The organism is Myroides sp. LJL116 (genome assembly GCF_054871685.1).
The window spans coordinates 220,991-240,498 of the sequence record NZ_JBTXLR010000003.1; the positions used below are offsets into that span (position 1 = coordinate 220,991).

At 32.8% G+C, this 19,508-nt stretch carries 13 protein-coding genes; 8 read left to right on the forward strand and 5 right to left on the reverse strand.

All coding sequences use genetic code 11. The features are described from left to right. Positions 1–397: 397 nt before the first annotated feature. The gene (locus ACYSNM_RS04415) at positions 398–3,832 is read right to left on the reverse strand and encodes a methylmalonyl-CoA mutase family protein (RefSeq protein ID WP_461755791.1); all 3,435 of its coding nucleotides are present in this window, start codon (positions 3,830–3,832) and stop codon (positions 398–400) included. 406 nt (positions 3,833–4,238) lie between these two features. On the opposite strand from ACYSNM_RS04415, the gene ACYSNM_RS04420 reads away from it, so the two are divergent. Then, positions 4,239–5,093: a hypothetical protein gene (locus ACYSNM_RS04420; RefSeq protein WP_461755792.1), complete on the forward strand. Its 855-nt coding sequence runs from the start codon at positions 4,239–4,241 to the stop codon at positions 5,091–5,093. 64 nt (positions 5,094–5,157) lie between these two features. Here the strand turns inward: ACYSNM_RS04420 and ACYSNM_RS04425 are convergent, their stop codons facing one another. Together ACYSNM_RS04425 and ACYSNM_RS04430 are read right to left on the reverse strand one after the other, a co-directional pair. Beyond that, positions 5,158–6,936 (reverse strand): aminopeptidase P family protein, encoded by a 1,779-nt coding sequence (locus ACYSNM_RS04425; protein ID WP_461755793.1) that lies wholly within the window; start codon positions 6,934–6,936, stop codon positions 5,158–5,160. 155 nt (positions 6,937–7,091) lie between these two features. Continuing rightward, entirely contained in the window at positions 7,092–8,204 is a 1,113-nt protein-coding gene (locus ACYSNM_RS04430) for a hypothetical protein (RefSeq protein WP_461755794.1), read from the reverse strand. A 585-nt stretch (positions 8,205–8,789) separates the two neighbouring features. Here ACYSNM_RS04430 and ACYSNM_RS04435 point away from each other — a divergent pair. Continuing rightward, the gene (locus tag ACYSNM_RS04435) at positions 8,790–9,635 is read left to right on the forward strand and encodes an EamA family transporter (protein WP_461755795.1); all 846 of its coding nucleotides are present in this window, start codon (positions 8,790–8,792) and stop codon (positions 9,633–9,635) included. A 655-nt stretch (positions 9,636–10,290) separates the two neighbouring features. Next, a complete protein-coding gene (locus tag ACYSNM_RS04440) occupies positions 10,291–10,872 on the forward strand; it encodes a hypothetical protein (protein WP_461755796.1) in 582 nt (193 codons plus the stop codon). Positions 10,873–10,917: 45 nt separating this feature from the next. Here ACYSNM_RS04440 and ACYSNM_RS04445 read toward each other — a convergent pair whose 3' ends face one another. Beyond that, positions 10,918–11,466 (reverse strand): hypothetical protein, encoded by a 549-nt coding sequence (locus ACYSNM_RS04445; protein ID WP_461755797.1) that lies wholly within the window; start codon positions 11,464–11,466, stop codon positions 10,918–10,920. Positions 11,467–11,709: 243 nt separating this feature from the next. Between ACYSNM_RS04445 and ACYSNM_RS04450 the strand changes: the two genes are divergently transcribed. From ACYSNM_RS04450 to lgt, 5 genes are all read left to right on the forward strand, one after another. Continuing rightward, a complete protein-coding gene (locus ACYSNM_RS04450) occupies positions 11,710–11,931 on the forward strand; it encodes a hypothetical protein (protein ID WP_461755798.1) in 222 nt (73 codons plus the stop codon). A 358-nt stretch (positions 11,932–12,289) separates the two neighbouring features. Continuing rightward, positions 12,290–12,961, forward strand: coding sequence for a GTP cyclohydrolase I FolE (gene folE / locus ACYSNM_RS04455; RefSeq protein ID WP_461755032.1), 672 nt, complete (start codon positions 12,290–12,292; stop codon positions 12,959–12,961). 21 nt (positions 12,962–12,982) lie between these two features. Next, entirely contained in the window at positions 12,983–14,461 is a 1,479-nt protein-coding gene (gene cysS, locus ACYSNM_RS04460; protein WP_461755799.1) for a cysteine--tRNA ligase, read from the forward strand. 52 nt (positions 14,462–14,513) lie between these two features. After that, the gene (gene yidD, locus ACYSNM_RS04465; RefSeq protein WP_461755030.1) at positions 14,514–14,738 is read left to right on the forward strand and encodes a membrane protein insertion efficiency factor YidD; all 225 of its coding nucleotides are present in this window, start codon (positions 14,514–14,516) and stop codon (positions 14,736–14,738) included. A 72-nt stretch (positions 14,739–14,810) separates the two neighbouring features. Further along, positions 14,811–15,737, forward strand: coding sequence for a prolipoprotein diacylglyceryl transferase (gene lgt / locus ACYSNM_RS04470; RefSeq protein WP_461755800.1), 927 nt, complete (start codon positions 14,811–14,813; stop codon positions 15,735–15,737). A gap of 659 nt (positions 15,738–16,396) precedes the next feature. Here lgt and secDF read toward each other — a convergent pair. Then, entirely contained in the window at positions 16,397–19,387 is a 2,991-nt protein-coding gene (gene secDF / locus ACYSNM_RS04475; protein WP_461755801.1) for a protein translocase subunit SecDF, read from the reverse strand. Positions 19,388–19,508 lie beyond the last annotated feature (121 nt).

Consider the following 19,508-nt stretch of genomic DNA (forward strand, 5'->3'; position numbering starts at 1 on the left):
GCTTAAATTTTTCAAAGAGACAAAAAAGGCCGTCTCTTTCAAAAAAACAACTTGGTTAAGAGTTGCTTTTTTATATAGTTTTGGTTAGGGTTAGTTTCTTTGTTAAAATCACTTTGTGAAAATAATTTCTTAAACAGCTTTAACTGCCTTTGAAATACCTTAGCAATATACATAAGTTTTATGATATTCCTAGCCTATAAGCCCCTACTACTCATAGTTTTATCACTACTGCATTATCATTAACACAAATGTTAAATTAAACCCTCCTCTTTACCTAGTCTATTTGATAAAACTAAAAATTTTAACAAAAACACCTTAACAATAGAATAAAAAAATAGCCCATAAATAATAATATCTATTATTTATGGGCTGAAATCTTACTTATCTTAAGATTTTATTACATATTCCTTCTATATTGTCCACCTACTTCAAATAAGGCTTCAGTAATTTGTCCTAAGGAACATACTTTAGTAGCTTCCATTAAGGCTTCAAAAATATTTCCATTTTCTATAGCAATATTTTGAATTTCCTTTAATTGTTTACTCACTTGCGCGGCGTTGGCTTTGTTTAAATTTTCTTTAGTGAAAATTTGGAACTCCTTTTCTTGTTCTGTAGCACGAATAACCTCTGCAGGTACAACAGTAGGAGAACCTTTAGAGCTTAAAAACGTATTCACCCCAATGATAGGGAATTCTCCATTGTGTTTTAAAGTTTCATAATACAGAGATTCCTCTTGGATTTTAGAGCGCTGATACATTGTTTCCATAGCACCTAGTACTCCACCTCTTTCAGTAATACGATCAAACTCTTCCAATACAGCCTGTTCTACTAATTGAGTTAACTCTTCAATAATGAAAGAACCTTGGATTGGATTTTCATTCTTAGCTAAACCTAACTCTTTATTGATAATTAACTGGATAGCCATTGCTCTACGTACGGATTCCTCCGTAGGGGTAGTAATAGCTTCATCATAAGCATTTGTATGCAAAGAATTACAGTTATCATAAATAGCATATAAAGCTTGTAATGTAGTTCGTATATCATTAAAGTCAATTTCCTGAGCATGTAATGATCTACCAGAGGTTTGAATATGGTATTTTAGCATTTGAGCACGCTCATTAGCCCCATATTTATTCTTTAATGCTTTTGCCCAAATTCTTCTAGCTACTCGACCAATCACAGCATACTCAGGATCAATTCCATTACTAAAGAAGAAGGATAGGTTTGGTCCGAAATCATTAATATCCATTCCTCTACTTAAATAGTACTCTACATAGGTAAAGCCATTTGCTAAAGTGAAGGCTAGCTGAGTAATTGGATTAGCTCCTGCCTCAGCAATATGATAACCTGAGATAGAAACAGAATAGAAATTCCTTACATTATTTTGGATGAAATACTCTTGTACGTCTCCCATTAAACGAAGGGCAAATTCTGTAGAGAAAATACAAGTATTTTGAGCTTGATCTTCTTTTAGAATATCTGCTTGCACCGTACCTCTTACTTGAGATAAGGTATCTCTTTTTATCTTTTGGTAAACTTCTAAAGGAAGTACTTGATCTCCTGTTACTCCTAAAAGCATTAATCCAAGACCATCATTACCTTGAGGAAGTTCTCCATTATATTGAGGTCTAGGAACATTTTTAGCCTTGTAAATAGCTGCTATCTTTTGCTCTACCTCTGCCTCTAAATTATTCTCCTTAATATATAGTTCACATTGTTGATCAATAGCTGCATTCATAAAGAAGCCCAATAACATAGGTGCTGGACCATTAATGGTCATAGACACAGAAGTTAAAGCATGTGCAAGGTTAAAACCTGAGTATAGCTTTTTAGCATCATCTAAACAACAAATAGACACTCCTGCGTTTCCAATCTTACCATATATATCAGGTCTACTTCCTGGGTCATTCCCATAAAGAGTTACCGAGTCAAAAGCAGTAGATAAGCGTTTTGCAGGCATACCTAAAGATACATAGTGGAATCTTCTATTGGTACGCTCAGGTCCACCTTCTCCAGCAAACATTCTTGTAGGGTCTTCCCCCTCGCGTTTAAAAGGATATAATCCCGCTGTAAAAGGGAATTCTCCAGGAACGTTCTCTTGAAGAATCCATTCTAAAATGTCTCCCCAAGCTTTATATTTAGGAAGAGCAATTTTTGGAATATCTAAATGAGATAAGCTCTTAGAATGCGTTTGAATATTAATAGACTTATCTCTTACCTTAAAGGTATACACAGGATCTTTGTATTTAGCTATTTTTTTAGGCCATTCTACAATAGTAATCCAGTTATAAGGGTCTAAATTCATTTTTACTTTATCAAATTCCTTCAATAAAAGTCCAACTAATAATAGATCTTCCTCTTTTTTACAAAGAACACTAGACTCTACAATTCCTGTTTTGTCAATTAAAGGTTCTTTACCACAAACTGCCTCAATTGCTTTATATATACCATATAACTTTTGTGCCACTTCACTTTGACTTAGCGCATTTTGGTCATACAAACGGTTGTTTTCCGCAATTTCTGACAAATATCTAGTTCTACTTGGTGGAATTACATATATTTTCTCACTCATTTGAGCTGTAATCTCAAAACTAGAATTCAGATCTGCTTTTGTTTTTTCTTTAATTTTATCGATAATAGCCTTATAAAGCTTATTTGTTCCTGGGTCATTAAACTGTGAAGCAATTGTACCAAATACAGGCATAGTATTTGGATCTTGATCCCATAGATTATGGTTGCGTTGGAATTGTTTTTTCACATCTCTAATAGCATCCAAAGCCCCGCGCTTATCGAATTTATTGATAGCAACTATATCAGCGAAATCTAACATATCGATTTTCTCTAATTGAGTAGCTGCTCCAAATTCTGGTGTCATAATATATAAGGAAACATCTGAATGCTCCAATATTTCTGTATCACTTTGTCCAATACCGGAGGTTTCCAAAATAATCAAATCGTAATTGGCTACTTGAAGAACTTGAAGTGCTTCTTCTACATAACGAGATAAAGCTAAATTGGATTGTCTAGTAGCTAAAGAACGCATATACACACGAGGATTATCAATAGAGTTCATACGAATTCTATCTCCTAATAAAGCTCCTCCTGTTTTCCTTTTAGAAGGGTCTACGGAAACTAAAGCTACCGTTTTTGTAGGGAAATCAATTAAAAATCGTCTCACTAATTCATCCACCATGGAACTCTTTCCTGCTCCTCCTGTTCCAGTAATACCAAGTACTGGTGTGTTTTTATGTTTTTCTGGATCGAATTTAAAAATCTCTAAAAACTCTTCTTCTTTATTTTCTGCTAAAGAAATAAGGCGAGAAATAGTAGTTATATCTTTATCGGCTAAAGAAGTATATACATCTTTTCCTTTTGGTAATTCTAAATCCAAAGTTCCATAATCTGCCTTTTGGATCATATCATTAATCATCCCTTGAAGTCCCATGGCACGGCCATCATCTGGAGAGTATATTTTTGTCACTCCGTAATCCATCAACTCCTTAATCTCAGATGGTAGAATTACTCCACCTCCGCCTCCAACGATTTTAATATGTCCTGCTCCTTTTTCTTGCAAAAGGTCATACATGTATTTAAAGTACTCATTGTGTCCTCCTTGGTAAGATGTCATTGCAATTGCATTAGCATCTTCTTGTATAGCTGTATTTACTACCTCCTCCACACTCTTATCATGTCCCAAATGGATTACTTCACATCCAGTGGCTTGAATAATACGTCTCATGATATTTATAGCCGCGTCATGTCCATCAAATAAAGCGGCAGCAGTAACTATACGTACCTTATTTTTAGGTACATATGGTGTAACTTGTTGCATAATTATAGTTTTTTAGTTTTTTAGTAGATTAGCAATATAGGAAAATATTTTCTAAGAAAGTCGCTTTGCCTGGCAGTAAAGCACTTAGTTTCTAATAATTAAACAAATACAATCAAAGCGTTATCTTTATTAAGAAAAAGAATTGCTTTTGCTTGTAGTACTCCTGTTTTTACTAAAATTTTATAAGATAGACACGATGAATAATTACCTATAAACTCCCCTTATAGCTAAGAATTATTCAAAAAACTCCAATATAAACGCCTAATGCATTTCACAAAGTCAAATTTTCAGCTCTTATCAGACACTACATTAGCATTAAAAGGAAGCCTTAGAAAACAAAAATATTTTCTAAGTTGACAATTTTTATATACATTGTCCCTTGAAAACTAACCAAACAAAACTCTTTATGAATATTCAACACTATGAAACCTTATGTAATAAGGTGGATAGCTTTATGGCACATTTTGAAAAAGTGCCAATACCGAAGCAAAGCATAGCCTGGGACCATTTTTACCACAATTACTTCAGTTCCATGTCTAACACCATACTGAATTGTATCATTGATCTAAATTATGCTAAGGCAAAGGAACACTTCAAAACCCCTAAGCAAATATTTACTACAACACTTTGTTATGATCAAAACAATCAGCTTGTTCGTCATATAGGTTTAGATGCCCATAGTGCTATCCAACAAACTCACTTATTAGAGTATATTCAAAGCCAATTAAATAACTTTAGAGCTACTTCTCAACAAGATTCTTACACCTTATTTAATTGTACTTGTTATACCAACCCCAATAAAACCGAAAGTTTCTTAATAACCGGATTTATTAATCAAAACAGTAAAAACGAGCACATTACCCTTCATTTGGTAAGTGTACAAACTAACCTACAACAGCATCTAAATAGCAAAAACAGTGTAATTAACTCCTATAAAGATCCAAAAAATCTAAAGGAGCTTAAAAATCAAATTGCTTTAGAGCATGGCTCTTGCATAGATAGCCTTTGCGAGAAATGGGAAGCAACCCCTGGTCAACTTAGCGATTACTTTAAAACACACTTTGGCTTTGACATTCCAACTGTACAGCAAAAGGAAAGAGCGCTAAAGGGTTTAGAACTTATTTTATTTTCCGATATGGACTTACAAAAAATAGCCACAGAATTATGTTTTACCAATTGGGAAGAATTAAACCAGTATTTAACGCAAAACATGCAAATTAATCTACCTTTAATAAGGTATAATACATTGCCAACTTGCTAATAATAAAAAAGGGAATAGTTATCTAAACTATTCCCTTTTCTTATTTTTCACTTCTATAATCTAATTAAATAGCAGAAGTTTTTTCTTTAAGCCATTGTTTCTCCTCTGAAGATAAATGCCCTTCTAATTGGGTATAAACCCAAGCGTTATAATTATTTAGCCAATCGATATGCTCTTGCGCTAAAAGTGTTTTATCCACTAGATCTGTAGCAATATAACAAATTGTCAAAGTTTCAAAATCCATAAAATCTCCAAACTCTGTAGTTTCTAAGTCTCTTGCCAAAACAAGGTTCTCAATTCTAATACCATATTGACCTTCTCTATAAAGTCCTGGTTCAATAGAAGAAATCATCCCTGGTTGAATTGCAATATCCACTGCTGCTCCATTAAATGTATGAGGTCCTTCATGAACATTCATAAAAAACCCAACACCATGACCTGTCCCATGTAAATAGTTACGCTTAGTAGCCCAAATTGGTCTTCTTACGATAGCATCAATTTGATAACCTCTAATTCCTTTTAAGAATATAGCCATAGATCCCTCAATCATACCTTTTAATACAATAGTATAATCTTGTTTTTCCATTGCAGTAATATTCCCTAAAGAAACAACTCTTGTAATATCTGTTGTACCACTTAAGTACTGTCCTCCTGAGTCTACTAATAATAATCCATCACTTTGTAAAGTAGAATTACTATCTAATTCTGCTTTATAGTGTGGCAAAGCTCCATGAGCTTTATATCCAGCAATAGTATCAAAACTAATTGATTTAAAACCAGGCTGCTCTGCTCTTAAGGATTCTAAATGATCTGCAATACTCATCTCCGATAGTTTTCCACTACCTACATTTTGCTCTATCCACATAAAAAACTTAGTCATAGCAATACCATCGTTAATCATTGCTTGTCTAGTTTTTTCAATCTCTAATGGATTTTTCACTGATTTAAAATGAGTTGTTGGATTGATATCCTCTACAATTTGCATAGTAGAAGGCACAGAGTCATAAACTGAGAAACAAGTTCTTTTTGGGTCTAAAAGGATTTTATCACCAGCAGGTAATTCACTTAAGAATTCCTTTACCTTATCATATGGTTTTAACTCTACTCCATGTTGACTTAGCTCATTGGCTACTTCCTGACTAATTTTCTTATTATCAATAAATAAAATTGTCTTGTCTTGATTAACATACACAAATCCTAAAGTAACAGGATTACATTTTACGTCTGTACCTCTTATGTTTAACAACCAAGCTAAATCATCTAAAGATGAAACCAAGTGGTGCTCAATAGAACGCTTTTTTAATTCATCTTTCAAACGAGCAAGTTTACTTGTAGTTGACTCTCCTGTTTGACTTTGATCTAATGTATATACAGGCTCTAAAGGCAAAGAAGGTCTGTCTTTCCAGATAGGGTCAAGTAAATCTTTATGCCCATCTACTTTTATCCCTAAAGGTAATAAAGTAGATTTCACATAGTTAGCCAATCCTAAAGAAGCTAAGTTACCGTCAAAAGCAACTGTATCCCCTTTATGTAATACTGTAGCTATCCAATCTACAAACTCTGGTGCATATTGAACTTTAACTTTAACTAAAGAAAACCCAGTGTCTTTTAATTGACTGTCGGCTTGAACAAAATATCTTGAATCTGTCCATAAACCTGCGAAATCTTGAGTTACAGCTAATGTTCCAGCAGATCCAGTAAATCCACTTGTGAAAGCTATACATTTATAGTGTTCTGGTAAGTACTCACTAATATGAGGATCGGAAGAGGGAATAATATAAGCATCTACCCCTTGCTCTTTCATTACAGAGCGTAATTGCGATAGTTTTTCTAAATAAGTCATTTGGTTTTTGTATAAATTTTCTTGGCTAAAGGTAAGGATTAAGCCAAATTTAAAAAATATTATTATTGCTTTTAGCTAAGTATTTCTGCTTTTATTTTACCACAGCCATACTTTATACTAAAGCATACCGATAAATCCTTTTTACTTTTGCTATTTTATAGATTATCTTTTAAAGTGTAAGAATTTTTAAAATCCGATTTCATAGAAAAATCAAAGGTTTTACAAATTTGGCTAAAGTCTAAATCATTTAGAGAAGTTGTAATTTTAAAGTACTCAGGATTATGAGCTAAGGCTAAAACAATCTTGAAAAAAGGTGTGCTTACTTCTTGGCCATAATCTACAACAACTCTAGCTGTAATAGGTTTTTTATCTGATTTCCTATTATAATCAAATTCAAATTGGTTAGTCTTATTCCACTTAGAATTTCTAGTGGGTTCAAAATAAGCTCCCCAAAGTAACTGTTTATCCTCTTGAAAAACAACTACTCTTTTCTGGTCAAAACCTATATTATTTATTCTGGCCTTTTGTAAACTAATTAACCTATTATCCTGAGCATCACTAACTATATCATATACCCAAATAACTCCAGATTTCTTAGCTATAACAATCCAATTATCTACCTTAGCTGCAGGTGATCTTAAAAAAACATACTCTATTTGGGAAGTATCCTTATCCCTGTTTTTCTGTTCCACTACACTATAGCAAGGTGTAATAACCCTCTGACCATGCCTAGCAAATTGATCCTCTATCTCATAGCTCTGCTTTATGGAATCAATATCTAAAGGTTGTTCTTGAATAGGGCGACTAAAGTCTTGAAATACCATTTCTTTTATCCATGAGTTTATATCATAAAAAGGTGTAACACTATACTTCTTAATTGGAATACCAGCATCGTATAAAAGGTAGTTCACTAGGCTATCGTTATCTGTATCTATATTAGGAAGTATTCCTTTAACTCGAGAATCCTGCACATAGTAAAGCTTCATAGCGCTCCCCTTATCCCCTTCTACTTGGACATAGGAAGCAAAAAGAGTATCTACCTCAGAAATAAGAGAAATATCCTTTTCAATACTAGAAAATTCTTTAGGAAAATGAAAGGTTTTCTGTACAAACTCCGCTTCTTCTTGCTGAGTTATGTAATACTCTTTGCCCTGTAGATTATACTTTTCTATTTTAGTTAATAAACTATCCTGGCTATGTTCTAAGTTATTTTGCCCGTAAAAAGCAAAAGGAAAACCCACAAACATAAGTAAAAATATATTTTTCATTCTTTTCAACAATTTCCTATAAAATTAACTAATTTAAATACCTTAACCTACATATTAATGTTTATATATTACTCAAAACTCTTCTTACTCAGTTTTTAAAAAGGTTAACTAAATACATCTCAAAGAGTTATACCTCCTAGTTTTTTAAGTCTAAAAAACTGCTTTTTTTATTTATTTTATAAACATCCAAGCCCATATAGTCCCTACTCTATGATATTTTTTAAAAAAATAGCAGATCCTATCTTAATAAATACACACCAGCAATTATCCAAGTTTATCAAACAACTACATTAATATAACTAAAAAGTTTCGTAATAAGGAGGGATATTATTGAAAAAATATTTTTGCTCCTATTCTATAAGAGAATTATTTTCCTGTCCCTGGTTAAAAGCAGTAAAATAAGAAATAATCTACTGGGTTTTCTAAACTATTTTAAAAGGCATTTGTAAGCTTTTTTTATGTAGTTTTAACCCTTTAAAAGGCCCTTTTATCACAAGAAACATCATAAATTGTTCCTAAGACAAAAAGCTCACCTACAAAACACTGCATTACAGAACATTAACCTATAAAATCAAAAAAATAAAAATGAAAAAACAAAGCAATGCAACTGCCATTAGCGCCGCATTAACCTCTATGGTATGCGTGCAAGGAGGAGCATCCGTAGCCAAAAAATTATTTCCTGTTTTAGGAGCCACTGGAACTACAACCCTTAGAATTGGCTTATCTGCCATTTTACTAAATATTATTATTAGACCAAAAATTTCCACTTTTACAAAAAAAGAATGGAAATACTGTTTCTTCTATGGAGGTTCTATTGCTTTGATGAATATGATCTTTTATTTAGCTATTCAAAGAATCCCCCTAGGATTAGGAGTGACCATTGAGTTTGTTGGTCCATTATTCTTAGCTTTATACTTCTCTAAAAAGCCACTAGATATCCTTTGGGCTTTATTTGCATGTGCTGGAATCTTACTCATTGTACCTTGGCAACAAAACAATGTAGATATCGTGGGGTTAGCATTAGCTTTATTAGCTGGTATTTTCTGGGCTTGTTATATTGTTATGGGAAGTAAGGTATCTAGGGAAATGGATACTAAAAATGCTTTAGCTGTCGGAATGGTTATTGCTACTTTAATTGTATTGCCAGTGGTTATTTACACAGGAGAACTTAAAAACCTGACTACCAATACATTATTATTAGGACTAGCAGTTGCAGTATTATCTAGTGCATTACCTTTCTCCTTAGACTTAGTGGCTTTGAGTAGGTTACCTGCAAAGACCTTCAGTATATTAACAAGTCTTCAACCTGCATTTGCAGCTTTTTCAGGACTAATCTTTTTACATGAGCAATTAACCCTTTTACAATGGGTATCAGTTTGCTGTGTAATTACTGCTAGTTTAGGAACAACTTTGTTTAGTGCGAAAAACTAGACCTTGTTTTATTACATAAAAAATAAGACTGCTAATACCTATAAGGATACAAAATGTTAATATTATGGTATTTTCTACATATAAAATAAATACTTTGGGGAATAATTCCACAAACTGTATCTATTAAAAAGACATTTTAATCTTTTATCCGCTTATAACCTATTGGCATAGGAATTGCTTTTATTCATTGTAACTACGTCAAGTAAAGTTTTATATCAACTCTCTTGCGGAGTCTCTTTAACAAAGGCTTTTGCCTTAACTAAAGATACCTTATTCCCTTTCTCTTAATAGAATACGGTAATAAGACACAAGAAAGAACATTTGTAATTTTTTTAAATAATTTTGAAATTATTCGTTTAGGTCAACTTACTCAACTGACCTTAAGCTTTTAAGAAGTTAGAATAACAAGCAACTCCCTTGATAGTATTATTACTTTCAAAACAACAACAAAACTCACTCATTCAATGCTTTTTAGGGAGTTGCTTCAAAATTAAATAATACCATTGCCAATATATTTCTAAAATAGACTTATTTACAAATCTTAAAATATTGTTAATTTATACAATAAACGATTGTTCGTTTCAAATAAATTAGCTTCCTATTTCATTATAGCCTTATATTAGCGTTTATCGATGAAATGAAAAACAAACAATTAATGAAAAGACAATTAATTCTAACGGCCTCCCTACTCGCTCTTACAACATTTTGCTTTGCACAATCTAAAAATTCAGTAAACGAACAGTTTAGTAATTTAATCCAAGAATCTAGTAATTACCAAACTTTTAAAGTAGTAAAAAAAGATAAATTAGAATTATTACAACGAAACGTTGCTAGTTCTATAGAGGAGTTAAAAAATGAAATTGATCTAAATAATGCCGAAGTATTAAAGCAAAAAGCTAGTGTAGAACAATTAAGTACAGAATTGCAAAAAGTGGAATTAGAACTTCAAGATGCTTTAGCAAGAGAAAACAACTTAGAGGTATTTGGAATAGCTACCAATAAGGGAACTTTTTTAAATTTAATAGGAGCTATAATTGCAATCCTTTTCTCGAGTTTAGTTGTACTATTTCTAAGATTTAAAAAGAGCCATGCTCACACTAAAGATGCCTTAAGTAAATTAGATGAAACTGAAAATGAATTAGAAGATTTAAGAAGACTATCTTTAGAAAGAGAACAAAAAATACGTCGTCAATTACAAGACGAAATAAATAAAAACAAGCCTAAATGTGCTAGTTAATAAAAACAAAAAACTCCTGAAAATTTCAGGAGTTTTTTGTTTTTATTACCAAGGTCTTTTATCTGTAGTAATTGGCTTAGATAAGTCAAAAACCACATTGAAAACGTTTTCAGAAGTAACTCTTTTTAAATTGTAAGAAAAGGTATCTCCATCCAAAGTTACCCACCAAAGGTTTGCCCCTGCTCCAGGTAACATATCATTGGTATATTGATCTGCTGGGAAAAATTGTATCTCTTTCGAACCACTATGGCTAGTTGTCCCACCGTACATAGTAACTTCATCAGGAGTACCATCTTGCTTTCTGTGGTCGTGTTTAAGTTCTAGTTTATCTCCTTTTAGAGTAAATACCCAAGTACGCGACAAATCATCTCCTACAAAAAAAGGCACTTTTATCTGTCCTGGCTCACATGAGCTCACATACATGATTAATTCTTTATTATCAAAATCCGAAGGTACAGGAGAACTTACTACCTTTCCTTGGTAGGCTTTGTGACAATGTTTATGCAATTCTTGCATAAACTCCTTACTTCCATCTTGTGCTTTAGCCACTAAACTAGCAGTTAAAATAAAAAGGCAAGCTAGCGTTTTTTTCATTTTTAAAATTGATTAAGGTTGATAGTTTGGCCTAAACTAGTACTATTTTTTCAATAAAAGAACTTTTCAAACTTTTTTGCCTAATAACCTAATGGACATAGTACTATAGCATACCTGCATATTCAAAGCTATATACTATCAAATAAAAGGGATAATAGCTAATCTTTTGCCAATGCATTAGGCTAGCTGATCAATTTGATGTATTTTTAGATTATACCAAAATAAACTATAAAAATATTGACTATGAAACCTATCAAAAATCAAGAAGATTATCAAATGGCCTTAGTAAAAATTCAACTTTTAGAGGAATCTACCTTGGAGGAACAACAAAAGGACGAATTGGAAGTTCTCCATATTTTAGTAGAACATTACGAAAGAGAGAATGCTCCTATGGGCATGCCAGATCCGATTGATAGTATCAAGATCTTCAATGAATTTTTAACTGGTGATAACAAGGACGAATAGTCCCATATCCTAAATATAATAAGCCAATAAAGCCCTTTACATTTGCCTTTAATGGGAAGTTACATTCCCTAAGGTAAGTGCAAAGGGCTATTAGATAGACAACAATACAACTTGCCAAGTTGGGTTTTAAATAAGAGGTTTTATTTCAAAATTTTGCACAAGACTAAAATTGGCTAAGTAAAACCAGATAAAGGATGCCTTAAATCCTTGAATAAAACCAATTAAACACATATAATACAGATAGTTAGATTAAAAAACACTTACTACATAGTATTTATAGAATTACTAGACCTTATTATCTGTAATTATTATTTATATTTGTACCGATTTATAACAATTTGAATTAAAAAGAAACATAATGAATATCAACGAAAAGTTTCACGACGAAATGGGTGATAACCACATCGCTTCTAGTGATGCAACCCCATTAAGAGGTGATGCATTTGATCGCACAGACGAGGAGAAAATTGAGTTAATTAAAAAAGACGTTGAAAACATCTTAAATACTTTAGGTTTAGACTTAACAGATGATAGCTTAAAAGGAACTCCAAATCGTGTAGCAAAAATGTTTGTTAAAGAAATGTTTGGTGGTCTTAATCCAGCAAAAAAACCAAGTGCTTCTACATTTGATAATAAATATAAATATAGTGAAATGCTTGTAGAGAAAAACATTGTTGTTTATTCTACTTGTGAGCATCACTTATTACCTATCGTTGGACGTGCACACGTTGCATATATCTCTAATGGTACAGTAGTTGGTTTATCTAAAATGAACCGTATTGTAGACTATTATTCAAAACGTCCACAGGTTCAAGAAAGACTTACTATTCAAATCGTAAATGAATTAAAACGCGTTTTAAATACAGAAGATGTTGCTTGTATCATTGATGCTAAACACTTATGTGTTAATTCTCGTGGTATCCGCGATATTGAAAGTAGTACAGTAACTGCTGAGTTTGGAGGTAAATTCCAAGATGAAAATGTTCGTAAAGAATTTTTAGATTACATCAAATTAGAAACTAAGTTCTAATTAAAACACATAAATAAGACTATGGCATTATATCAAGAGCAACAATTAAAAGTTTATAATTCTATTACTTCAACTAAAGAAGTATTCACTCCTATCTTACCTGGAAAAGTAGGTATGTACGTGTGTGGACCTACTGTATATAACTATGTGCATTTAGGTAATTGTAGAACTTTTATCTCATTTGACTTGGTATATCGCTACTTAAAACACTTGGGGTACCAAGTGCGTTATGTTCGCAATATTACCGATGTGGGTCATATAGTAGATGATGTAGATGAAGGGGAAGATAAAATTGCAAAAAGAGCTAGAATCGAGCAAATCGAACCAATGGAAATTGTACAAAAGTACACGGTAGATTTTCATAATATTCTTCAGCAATTCAACAACCTTACTCCTAGCATTGAGCCTACAGCAACAGGACATATTATTGAACAGATCCAAGTAATTCAAGAAATAATCAAAAATGGTTATGCCTATGAAGTAAATGGATCGGTTTACTTTGATGTTTTAAAATACAATAAAGACCATAATTATGGGATTTTAAGTGGTCGTAAGATTGAAGACTTAATTTCTAATACTAGGGATTTAGATGGTCAAAGTGATAAAAGAAATCCTTTAGATTTTGCGCTTTGGAAAAATGCAGAACCACAACATATTATGCGTTGGCCTTCTCCTTGGGGGGATGGTTTCCCAGGATGGCATTTAGAGTGTACTGCAATGAGCACAAAGTATTTAGGTAATCATTTTGATATTCACGGAGGAGGAATGGATCTAAAATTCCCTCACCATGAATGTGAGATTGCTCAAAATCAAGCTTGTAATGGAAATACTCCTGTCAACTATTGGATGCATGCTAATATGCTTACCTTAAATGGTAAAAAAATGGCTAAATCTACTGGTAACAATATATTACCAGGAGAACTTTTCTCTGGAGAAAATACTATTTTAAGTAAAGCATTCGCTCCTAGTGTAGCACGTTTTTTCATCTTGCAAGCGCATTATAGAAGTATATTGGATTTCTCTGATGATGCTATTTTAGCTGCAGAAAAAGGTTTTTCACGTTTAATGGATGCCATTAAATTATTAAATGACCTACCTACTGCCTCTGAAAGCACTGTAGACATTAAAACATGGAGACAGCAATGTTATTCAGCAATGAATGACGACTTTAATAGTCCGATTTTAATTGCTCATTTATTCGAAGGGGTTAAGATGATTAACCTTATAAAAGAATCTAAGCAAAAAATAACAGCAAGCGATTTAACTCTATTAAGCGCAACAATGCATGATTTTGTATTTGATGTTTTAGGGTTAGAGGATCCGCAAGAACAACAAGCTAACAACGACCAATTAGAAGGTACAGTTAATTTGTTAATCCAAATGAGAAACTTAGCAAGAGCTAATAAAGATTTTGCTATGAGTGATCAAATAAGGGATGAACTAGATAAACTAGGCATTACCTTAAAAGACGGTAAAGAAGGAACAACTTTTTCCATTTAAATATAAAAAGCTATAAGGTCACTTATAGCTTTTTGTTCTATATACCTATATTATGCTAAAGAAGATTTTAATATTCCCTTTTATAGTTCTAGTTAGATTCTATCAAATAGTTATCTCTCCCCTATTTCCACCTGCTTGTAGATATAGTCCAACTTGCTCGACTTATACCCTTCAAGCCTTAAAGAAACATGGCCTTTTTAAAGGTGGTTGGCTTTCTATTAAGCGCATATTAAGTTGCCACCCATGGGGTAAAAGTGGTTATGACCCGGTTCCATAACACTAAGAGCATATTTTGATATTCTTATTGGAAATATTTTCTTACTTTTAGCCTTTAACACTTATAATATTTATGATACATCCACTTTCTATTCTATGGAATCCAGCCGAGGGCATTAATCTAGGACCTATTCCTTTAAGATACTATAGCTTAATGTTTGTTATAGCATTTGGTTTAGGTTGGTTTTTAATGAAAAAAATATATGACAAAGAGGGAGAAAGCGTAGAGAATTTAGATAAACTTTTTATCTATACTGTTATAGCTACTCTACTTGGAGCAAGATTAGGTCATGTCTTTTTTTATGACTGGGCTTACTATAAAAATAATTTATTTGAAATTATTTCCCCAGTTCGCTTCTCTCCTGAATTTCAAATTGTAGGTTTTAGCGGATTAGCTAGCCATGGTGCAGCTATTGCTATTATTTTAGTGATGTACTACTACAGTAAAAAAGTGATCCACAAACCTTTACTTTGGATTTTAGATCGCTTAGCTATACCTGTAAGTATTGGTGGAGTCTTTGTTCGACTTGGAAACTTCTTTAATTCTGAAATTGTAGGTATCCCTACTCAAGCAGCTACAGGTGTACGTTTTGTTAGAGACCAAATATCTCCAGGACAAGCTATGCAATTAACAGGACTTGCCGATCATAACAAGGCTTATTATGCCATTGCAAATGATCCACAATACTCTGCATATTTAGATATGATCGTAGCCAAACACCCTGCTCAATTATATGAAGCATTTGGCTATGTGTTAGTATTTATTGTTGTGCATTTTCTTTATTGGAAAACCGATGCAGGCAAAAAGCTTGGTTATATCTTTGGTGTATTTTTAGTACTATTATGGTTAGTTAGATTCATTGTAGAATTTGTCAAGGAAAGTCAAGGTGGCTTTGAGGAATCTCTTGGAGTATTTTCAACTGGTCAGTGGCTAAGCTTACCGTTTATCCTAGTGGGAATCTACCTTTGGGCTACAGCTAAAAACAGACCTACAACATAAAAAAGTTATCTTATATAAATACAAAAAGCCTGGTGATTAACTCACCAGGCTTTTTTTGTTTATATATCCTGCTATTATTTACAATTTTTACCTTTAGTCTAGTAAAGGAAAGTTATTAGAATAAACAAGGCCCTTTGAAGTCGCAAAAGGCCTCGCAAGTGTAGAGTAAAAGGGTCTTGAGATTATAAAAGTGGCTGTCATAGATTGAGAATTTTTCCTTTACATAAGTATCTCTCTTTTTCCAAATACTATGGACAGAAGTGTCAAAACGCTTACCCTACCGCTGTATGTTGAAACTCTCCCTTATCTTCAAAGGGGGAATCGTTATATAAAAGTACTAAGTTTTTCTTATAAAACAAAACATAATGTGTTAAAATTCAATTATTTAGCATTTCATATAAAGACCTTCCTATTAAAAACACCTTTACATAGTACTAGACTATCTTACCCTTTATCAAATTTTCACCTTAGCTATAGCAGATTATATCCTTTAAAAAGGTTTTTAAAGCCTTTAAGGACGTCTTTTAAAACTTTAGCAATACTTTACCCTAAGAGCAAAAAGAGTCTTTAAAACCAATCCTATCAAGATATAATTAATACAAAAGGGCCGCCTTATAATAAAGCAGCCCTTTTATAATTTATTTTAATAAAGCTTAGTATTAAACTGTAGCTTCTTCTTTTTGTTCTTCTTCGAATAATTGATGTCTTCTTTCAATTTCTTCTTTATCTTTCTTAGGCATAGTATCCACTAATACTGGAGTAGCCAAGAATAAAGAGGAATAAGTTCCAACCACAATTCCGATTAACATAGCAAAGATAAATCCTCTGATTGAATCTCCACCGAAAATAAACATAATCAATAATACCATAATTAAGGTTACAGAAGTGTTTATTGTACGAGATAAAGTAGTATTTACAGAGTCATTTACAATCTTATTAAAGTTACCAATTGTATTTCCAGCTATATACTCACGTACACGGTCAAATACAATTACTGTATCGTTCATCGAATAACCAATTACTGTTAAGATAGCAGCAATAAAATGTTGATCGATTTCCATATGCCATGGCATAAACTTATAAGTCAACGAATAAACTCCTAATACGAAGATAACATCGTGAGCAACCGATACAATAGCACCTAAAGAATATTGCCATTTACGGAAAGAGATAATCAAGTAAACAAAAATAGCAGCCATAGAACCTAAAACAGCCCAGATAGCATTTTGTTTAACGTCTTTTGCCATAGAAGGTCCAATTTTTGAAGCTTGTATAATTCCTATACTTGCACCATCGGTTGGGCTTACAAACTCTTCATAAGTTAAGTCAGTATTGTAGTAAGGCTTTAAAGATTTATATAAAAGTTGGTTAACTTCTAAATCAACATCTGCACCTTCTTCTTCTACTTTATACTTAGTTGTAATCTTTAATTGTTCTTTGTTTCCAAAAACTTTAGCCTCTACGTTAACACCAAAAGCATCTCCTAGAGTACTACTTACTTCATTAGCTACAACTTCCTTATCGAATTTCACTTGGAAAGTACGACCACCTACGAAATCTGTACCTTGGTCAAAACCATTAGTAAAGAAAGAAATAAAAGATACAACAACAATTACAGCAGAAAGTCCGTAAGTGTATTTTTTAACTTTTAAGAAGTCGAAGTGGAAATTAGTAAACCAGTTCTTTGTAATAGAAGTACAGAAAGTAAGAGTTCTTCCTTTTAATACATCTCTATCCATAAAGATTCTAGCAATAAAAATAGAAGTAAATAAAGAAGTTGCAATACCTATAAGTAAGGTTGTTGCGAAACCTTTAATTGGTCCTGAACCAAATGCAAATAGAATTACTCCAGTAAGAATATGAGTTACGTTAGCATCAACAATAGGACGCATTGCACCAGTCCAACTATAAGACTCCTTAATAGTATCGGCCAGGCTCATACCTTTTCGTAAACATTCTTTAGCTCTTTCTGAAATAATAATGTTAGCATCCACAGCTGTACCCATTGTAAGAACAATACCAGCAATTCCAGGAAGAGTTAATACAGCACCTAAACTAGCTAATATTCCAAACATGAATAAAAGGTTAGCTAATAATGCAATATTTGCATACCATCCAGCTCTACCGTAGTAGAATGCCATCCATGCACCTACGATGATTAAACCTGCAACAGCTGATAACATTCCAGCATCAATTGCTTGTTGACCTAAAGAAGGACCAACGATTTCTGATTGTACAATATCTGCACCTGCTGGTAATTTACCTGCACGTAAAATATTGGCTAAATCTTTTGCCTCAGCTAAAGTGAAATCTCCAGAAATAGAAGATCTACCACCTGAGATAGGACCTGAAGTAACTCCTGGAGCAGAATAAACTACATTATCTAAAACAATAGCAATGTTTGATTTATCTCTAAAGGCTTTACCTGTTAGTTCTTCCCATATCTTAGCTCCTTTAGCATTCATTTGCATGCTAACGTTAGGATTACTGTACTGGTCAAACTCTTCATGAGCACCAGTAACTACACTTCCACTTAAAGGAGGAACTCCTTCACGGTTAGTTTTTAATGCATATAACTCAACAATTCCAGCAGCATTTGCTTTAGGTTTACCCCATACAAATCTCGTGTATTTTAAGTTTGCTGGTAATAAAGCCTTAACGTCTGCTCTTTTGAAATAAGCATTTACCTTAACAGTATCTTTTGCATTAAAGTAAGCTAATACAGAACTCTCTGGGTGCCCTGTACCAACCATTAAATCAAATAGTGGTCCATTGCTTACTGCTTCTTGAGCCAAAGAATCTGTTGAAGCGCCTAATAATGCATCAATCTCAGAAACTTCTTGTTCTTGAGAAACTAATTCTTCCTCTAAAACTACAGGCGCTTCTTGAGTAGTTTTTAAATATTGATTAACTGTCTCAATATAATTACCTACCTCTTGTAGCTTATAAGTTTCCCAGAATTCTAACTGAGCAGTACTTTGAAGTAAATTTTTAATACGATCTACATCCTTTGCTCCAGGTAATTCTACTAAGATACGTCCTGATTCACCAAGCATTTGGATATTAGGTTGACTTACACCGAATTTATCGATACGCTCACGGAATACTCTATAAGCACTTTCGATAGATTCCTTTACTTTAACATCTAAGATAGACTTAACTTGACTATCTGACATGCCAACAGTGATTTCACTTAAGTTTCTATTAGCAAAGATATCTCCAGATGCCAATTTTACTTTTCCTTGAGAAGCTTTCTCAAATGCTGTATAAAAAGCATCTAAATAAGTTTGATTTCCTTGTCTCATTGTTTCTGCTTCATTCAAAGCTTCAACAAACACAGGGTTTTTTGAATTGTTTGCCAATCCCTTAAGGATATCTTTAATTGAAATTTGTAGGGTAACGTTTATTCCCCCTTCTAAGTCCAAACCTTTATTGATTTGCTTGGCTCTAACTTGATTAAAGGTTTCCCCTAAAAACACCTTTTTCGAACCAATAGAGTCTAAATACTGTAATTCTTTAAAAGAATCACCATTGGCATAAGCCTTTGCTTTATCCTCATAATGGCTAGCGACAAAGGTAAAAGATAGCTGGTAAATACTTACCAGAGCAAATATGATCGCAAAAAATTTAACGAGTCCTTTATTCTGCATTATTACTAAAAATTAATTATTTACTATTTTAAAAACGAGCAAATATAAAATATGCACAAGTATTAACCAATATTTTACTTAAGAATATCCGCTTTTTTTTGTACATATCTTATATTTTCTT

Excerpts from the sequence above, each read along its gene's own strand:
- ACYSNM_RS04415 (WP_461755791.1), bottom strand. The coding sequence starts at position 3,832 with ATGCAACAAGTTACACCATATGTACCTAAAAATAAGGTACGTATAGTT.
- ACYSNM_RS04420 (WP_461755792.1), top strand. The coding sequence starts at position 4,239 with ATGAATATTCAACACTATGAAACCTTATGTAATAAGGTGGATAGCTTT.
- ACYSNM_RS04425 (WP_461755793.1), bottom strand. The coding sequence starts at position 6,936 with ATGACTTATTTAGAAAAACTATCGCAATTACGCTCTGTAATGAAAGAG.
- ACYSNM_RS04430 (WP_461755794.1), bottom strand. The coding sequence starts at position 8,204 with ATGAAAAATATATTTTTACTTATGTTTGTGGGTTTTCCTTTTGCTTTT.
- ACYSNM_RS04435 (WP_461755795.1), top strand. The coding sequence starts at position 8,790 with ATGAAAAAACAAAGCAATGCAACTGCCATTAGCGCCGCATTAACCTCT.
- ACYSNM_RS04440 (WP_461755796.1), top strand. The coding sequence starts at position 10,291 with ATGAAAAGACAATTAATTCTAACGGCCTCCCTACTCGCTCTTACAACA.
- ACYSNM_RS04445 (WP_461755797.1), bottom strand. The coding sequence starts at position 11,466 with ATGAAAAAAACGCTAGCTTGCCTTTTTATTTTAACTGCTAGTTTAGTG.
- ACYSNM_RS04450 (WP_461755798.1), top strand. The coding sequence starts at position 11,710 with ATGAAACCTATCAAAAATCAAGAAGATTATCAAATGGCCTTAGTAAAA.
- folE (WP_461755032.1), top strand. The coding sequence starts at position 12,290 with ATGAATATCAACGAAAAGTTTCACGACGAAATGGGTGATAACCACATC.
- cysS (WP_461755799.1), top strand. The coding sequence starts at position 12,983 with ATGGCATTATATCAAGAGCAACAATTAAAAGTTTATAATTCTATTACT.
- yidD (WP_461755030.1), top strand. The coding sequence starts at position 14,514 with ATGCTAAAGAAGATTTTAATATTCCCTTTTATAGTTCTAGTTAGATTC.
- lgt (WP_461755800.1), top strand. The coding sequence starts at position 14,811 with ATGATACATCCACTTTCTATTCTATGGAATCCAGCCGAGGGCATTAAT.
- secDF (WP_461755801.1), bottom strand. The coding sequence starts at position 19,387 with ATGCAGAATAAAGGACTCGTTAAATTTTTTGCGATCATATTTGCTCTG.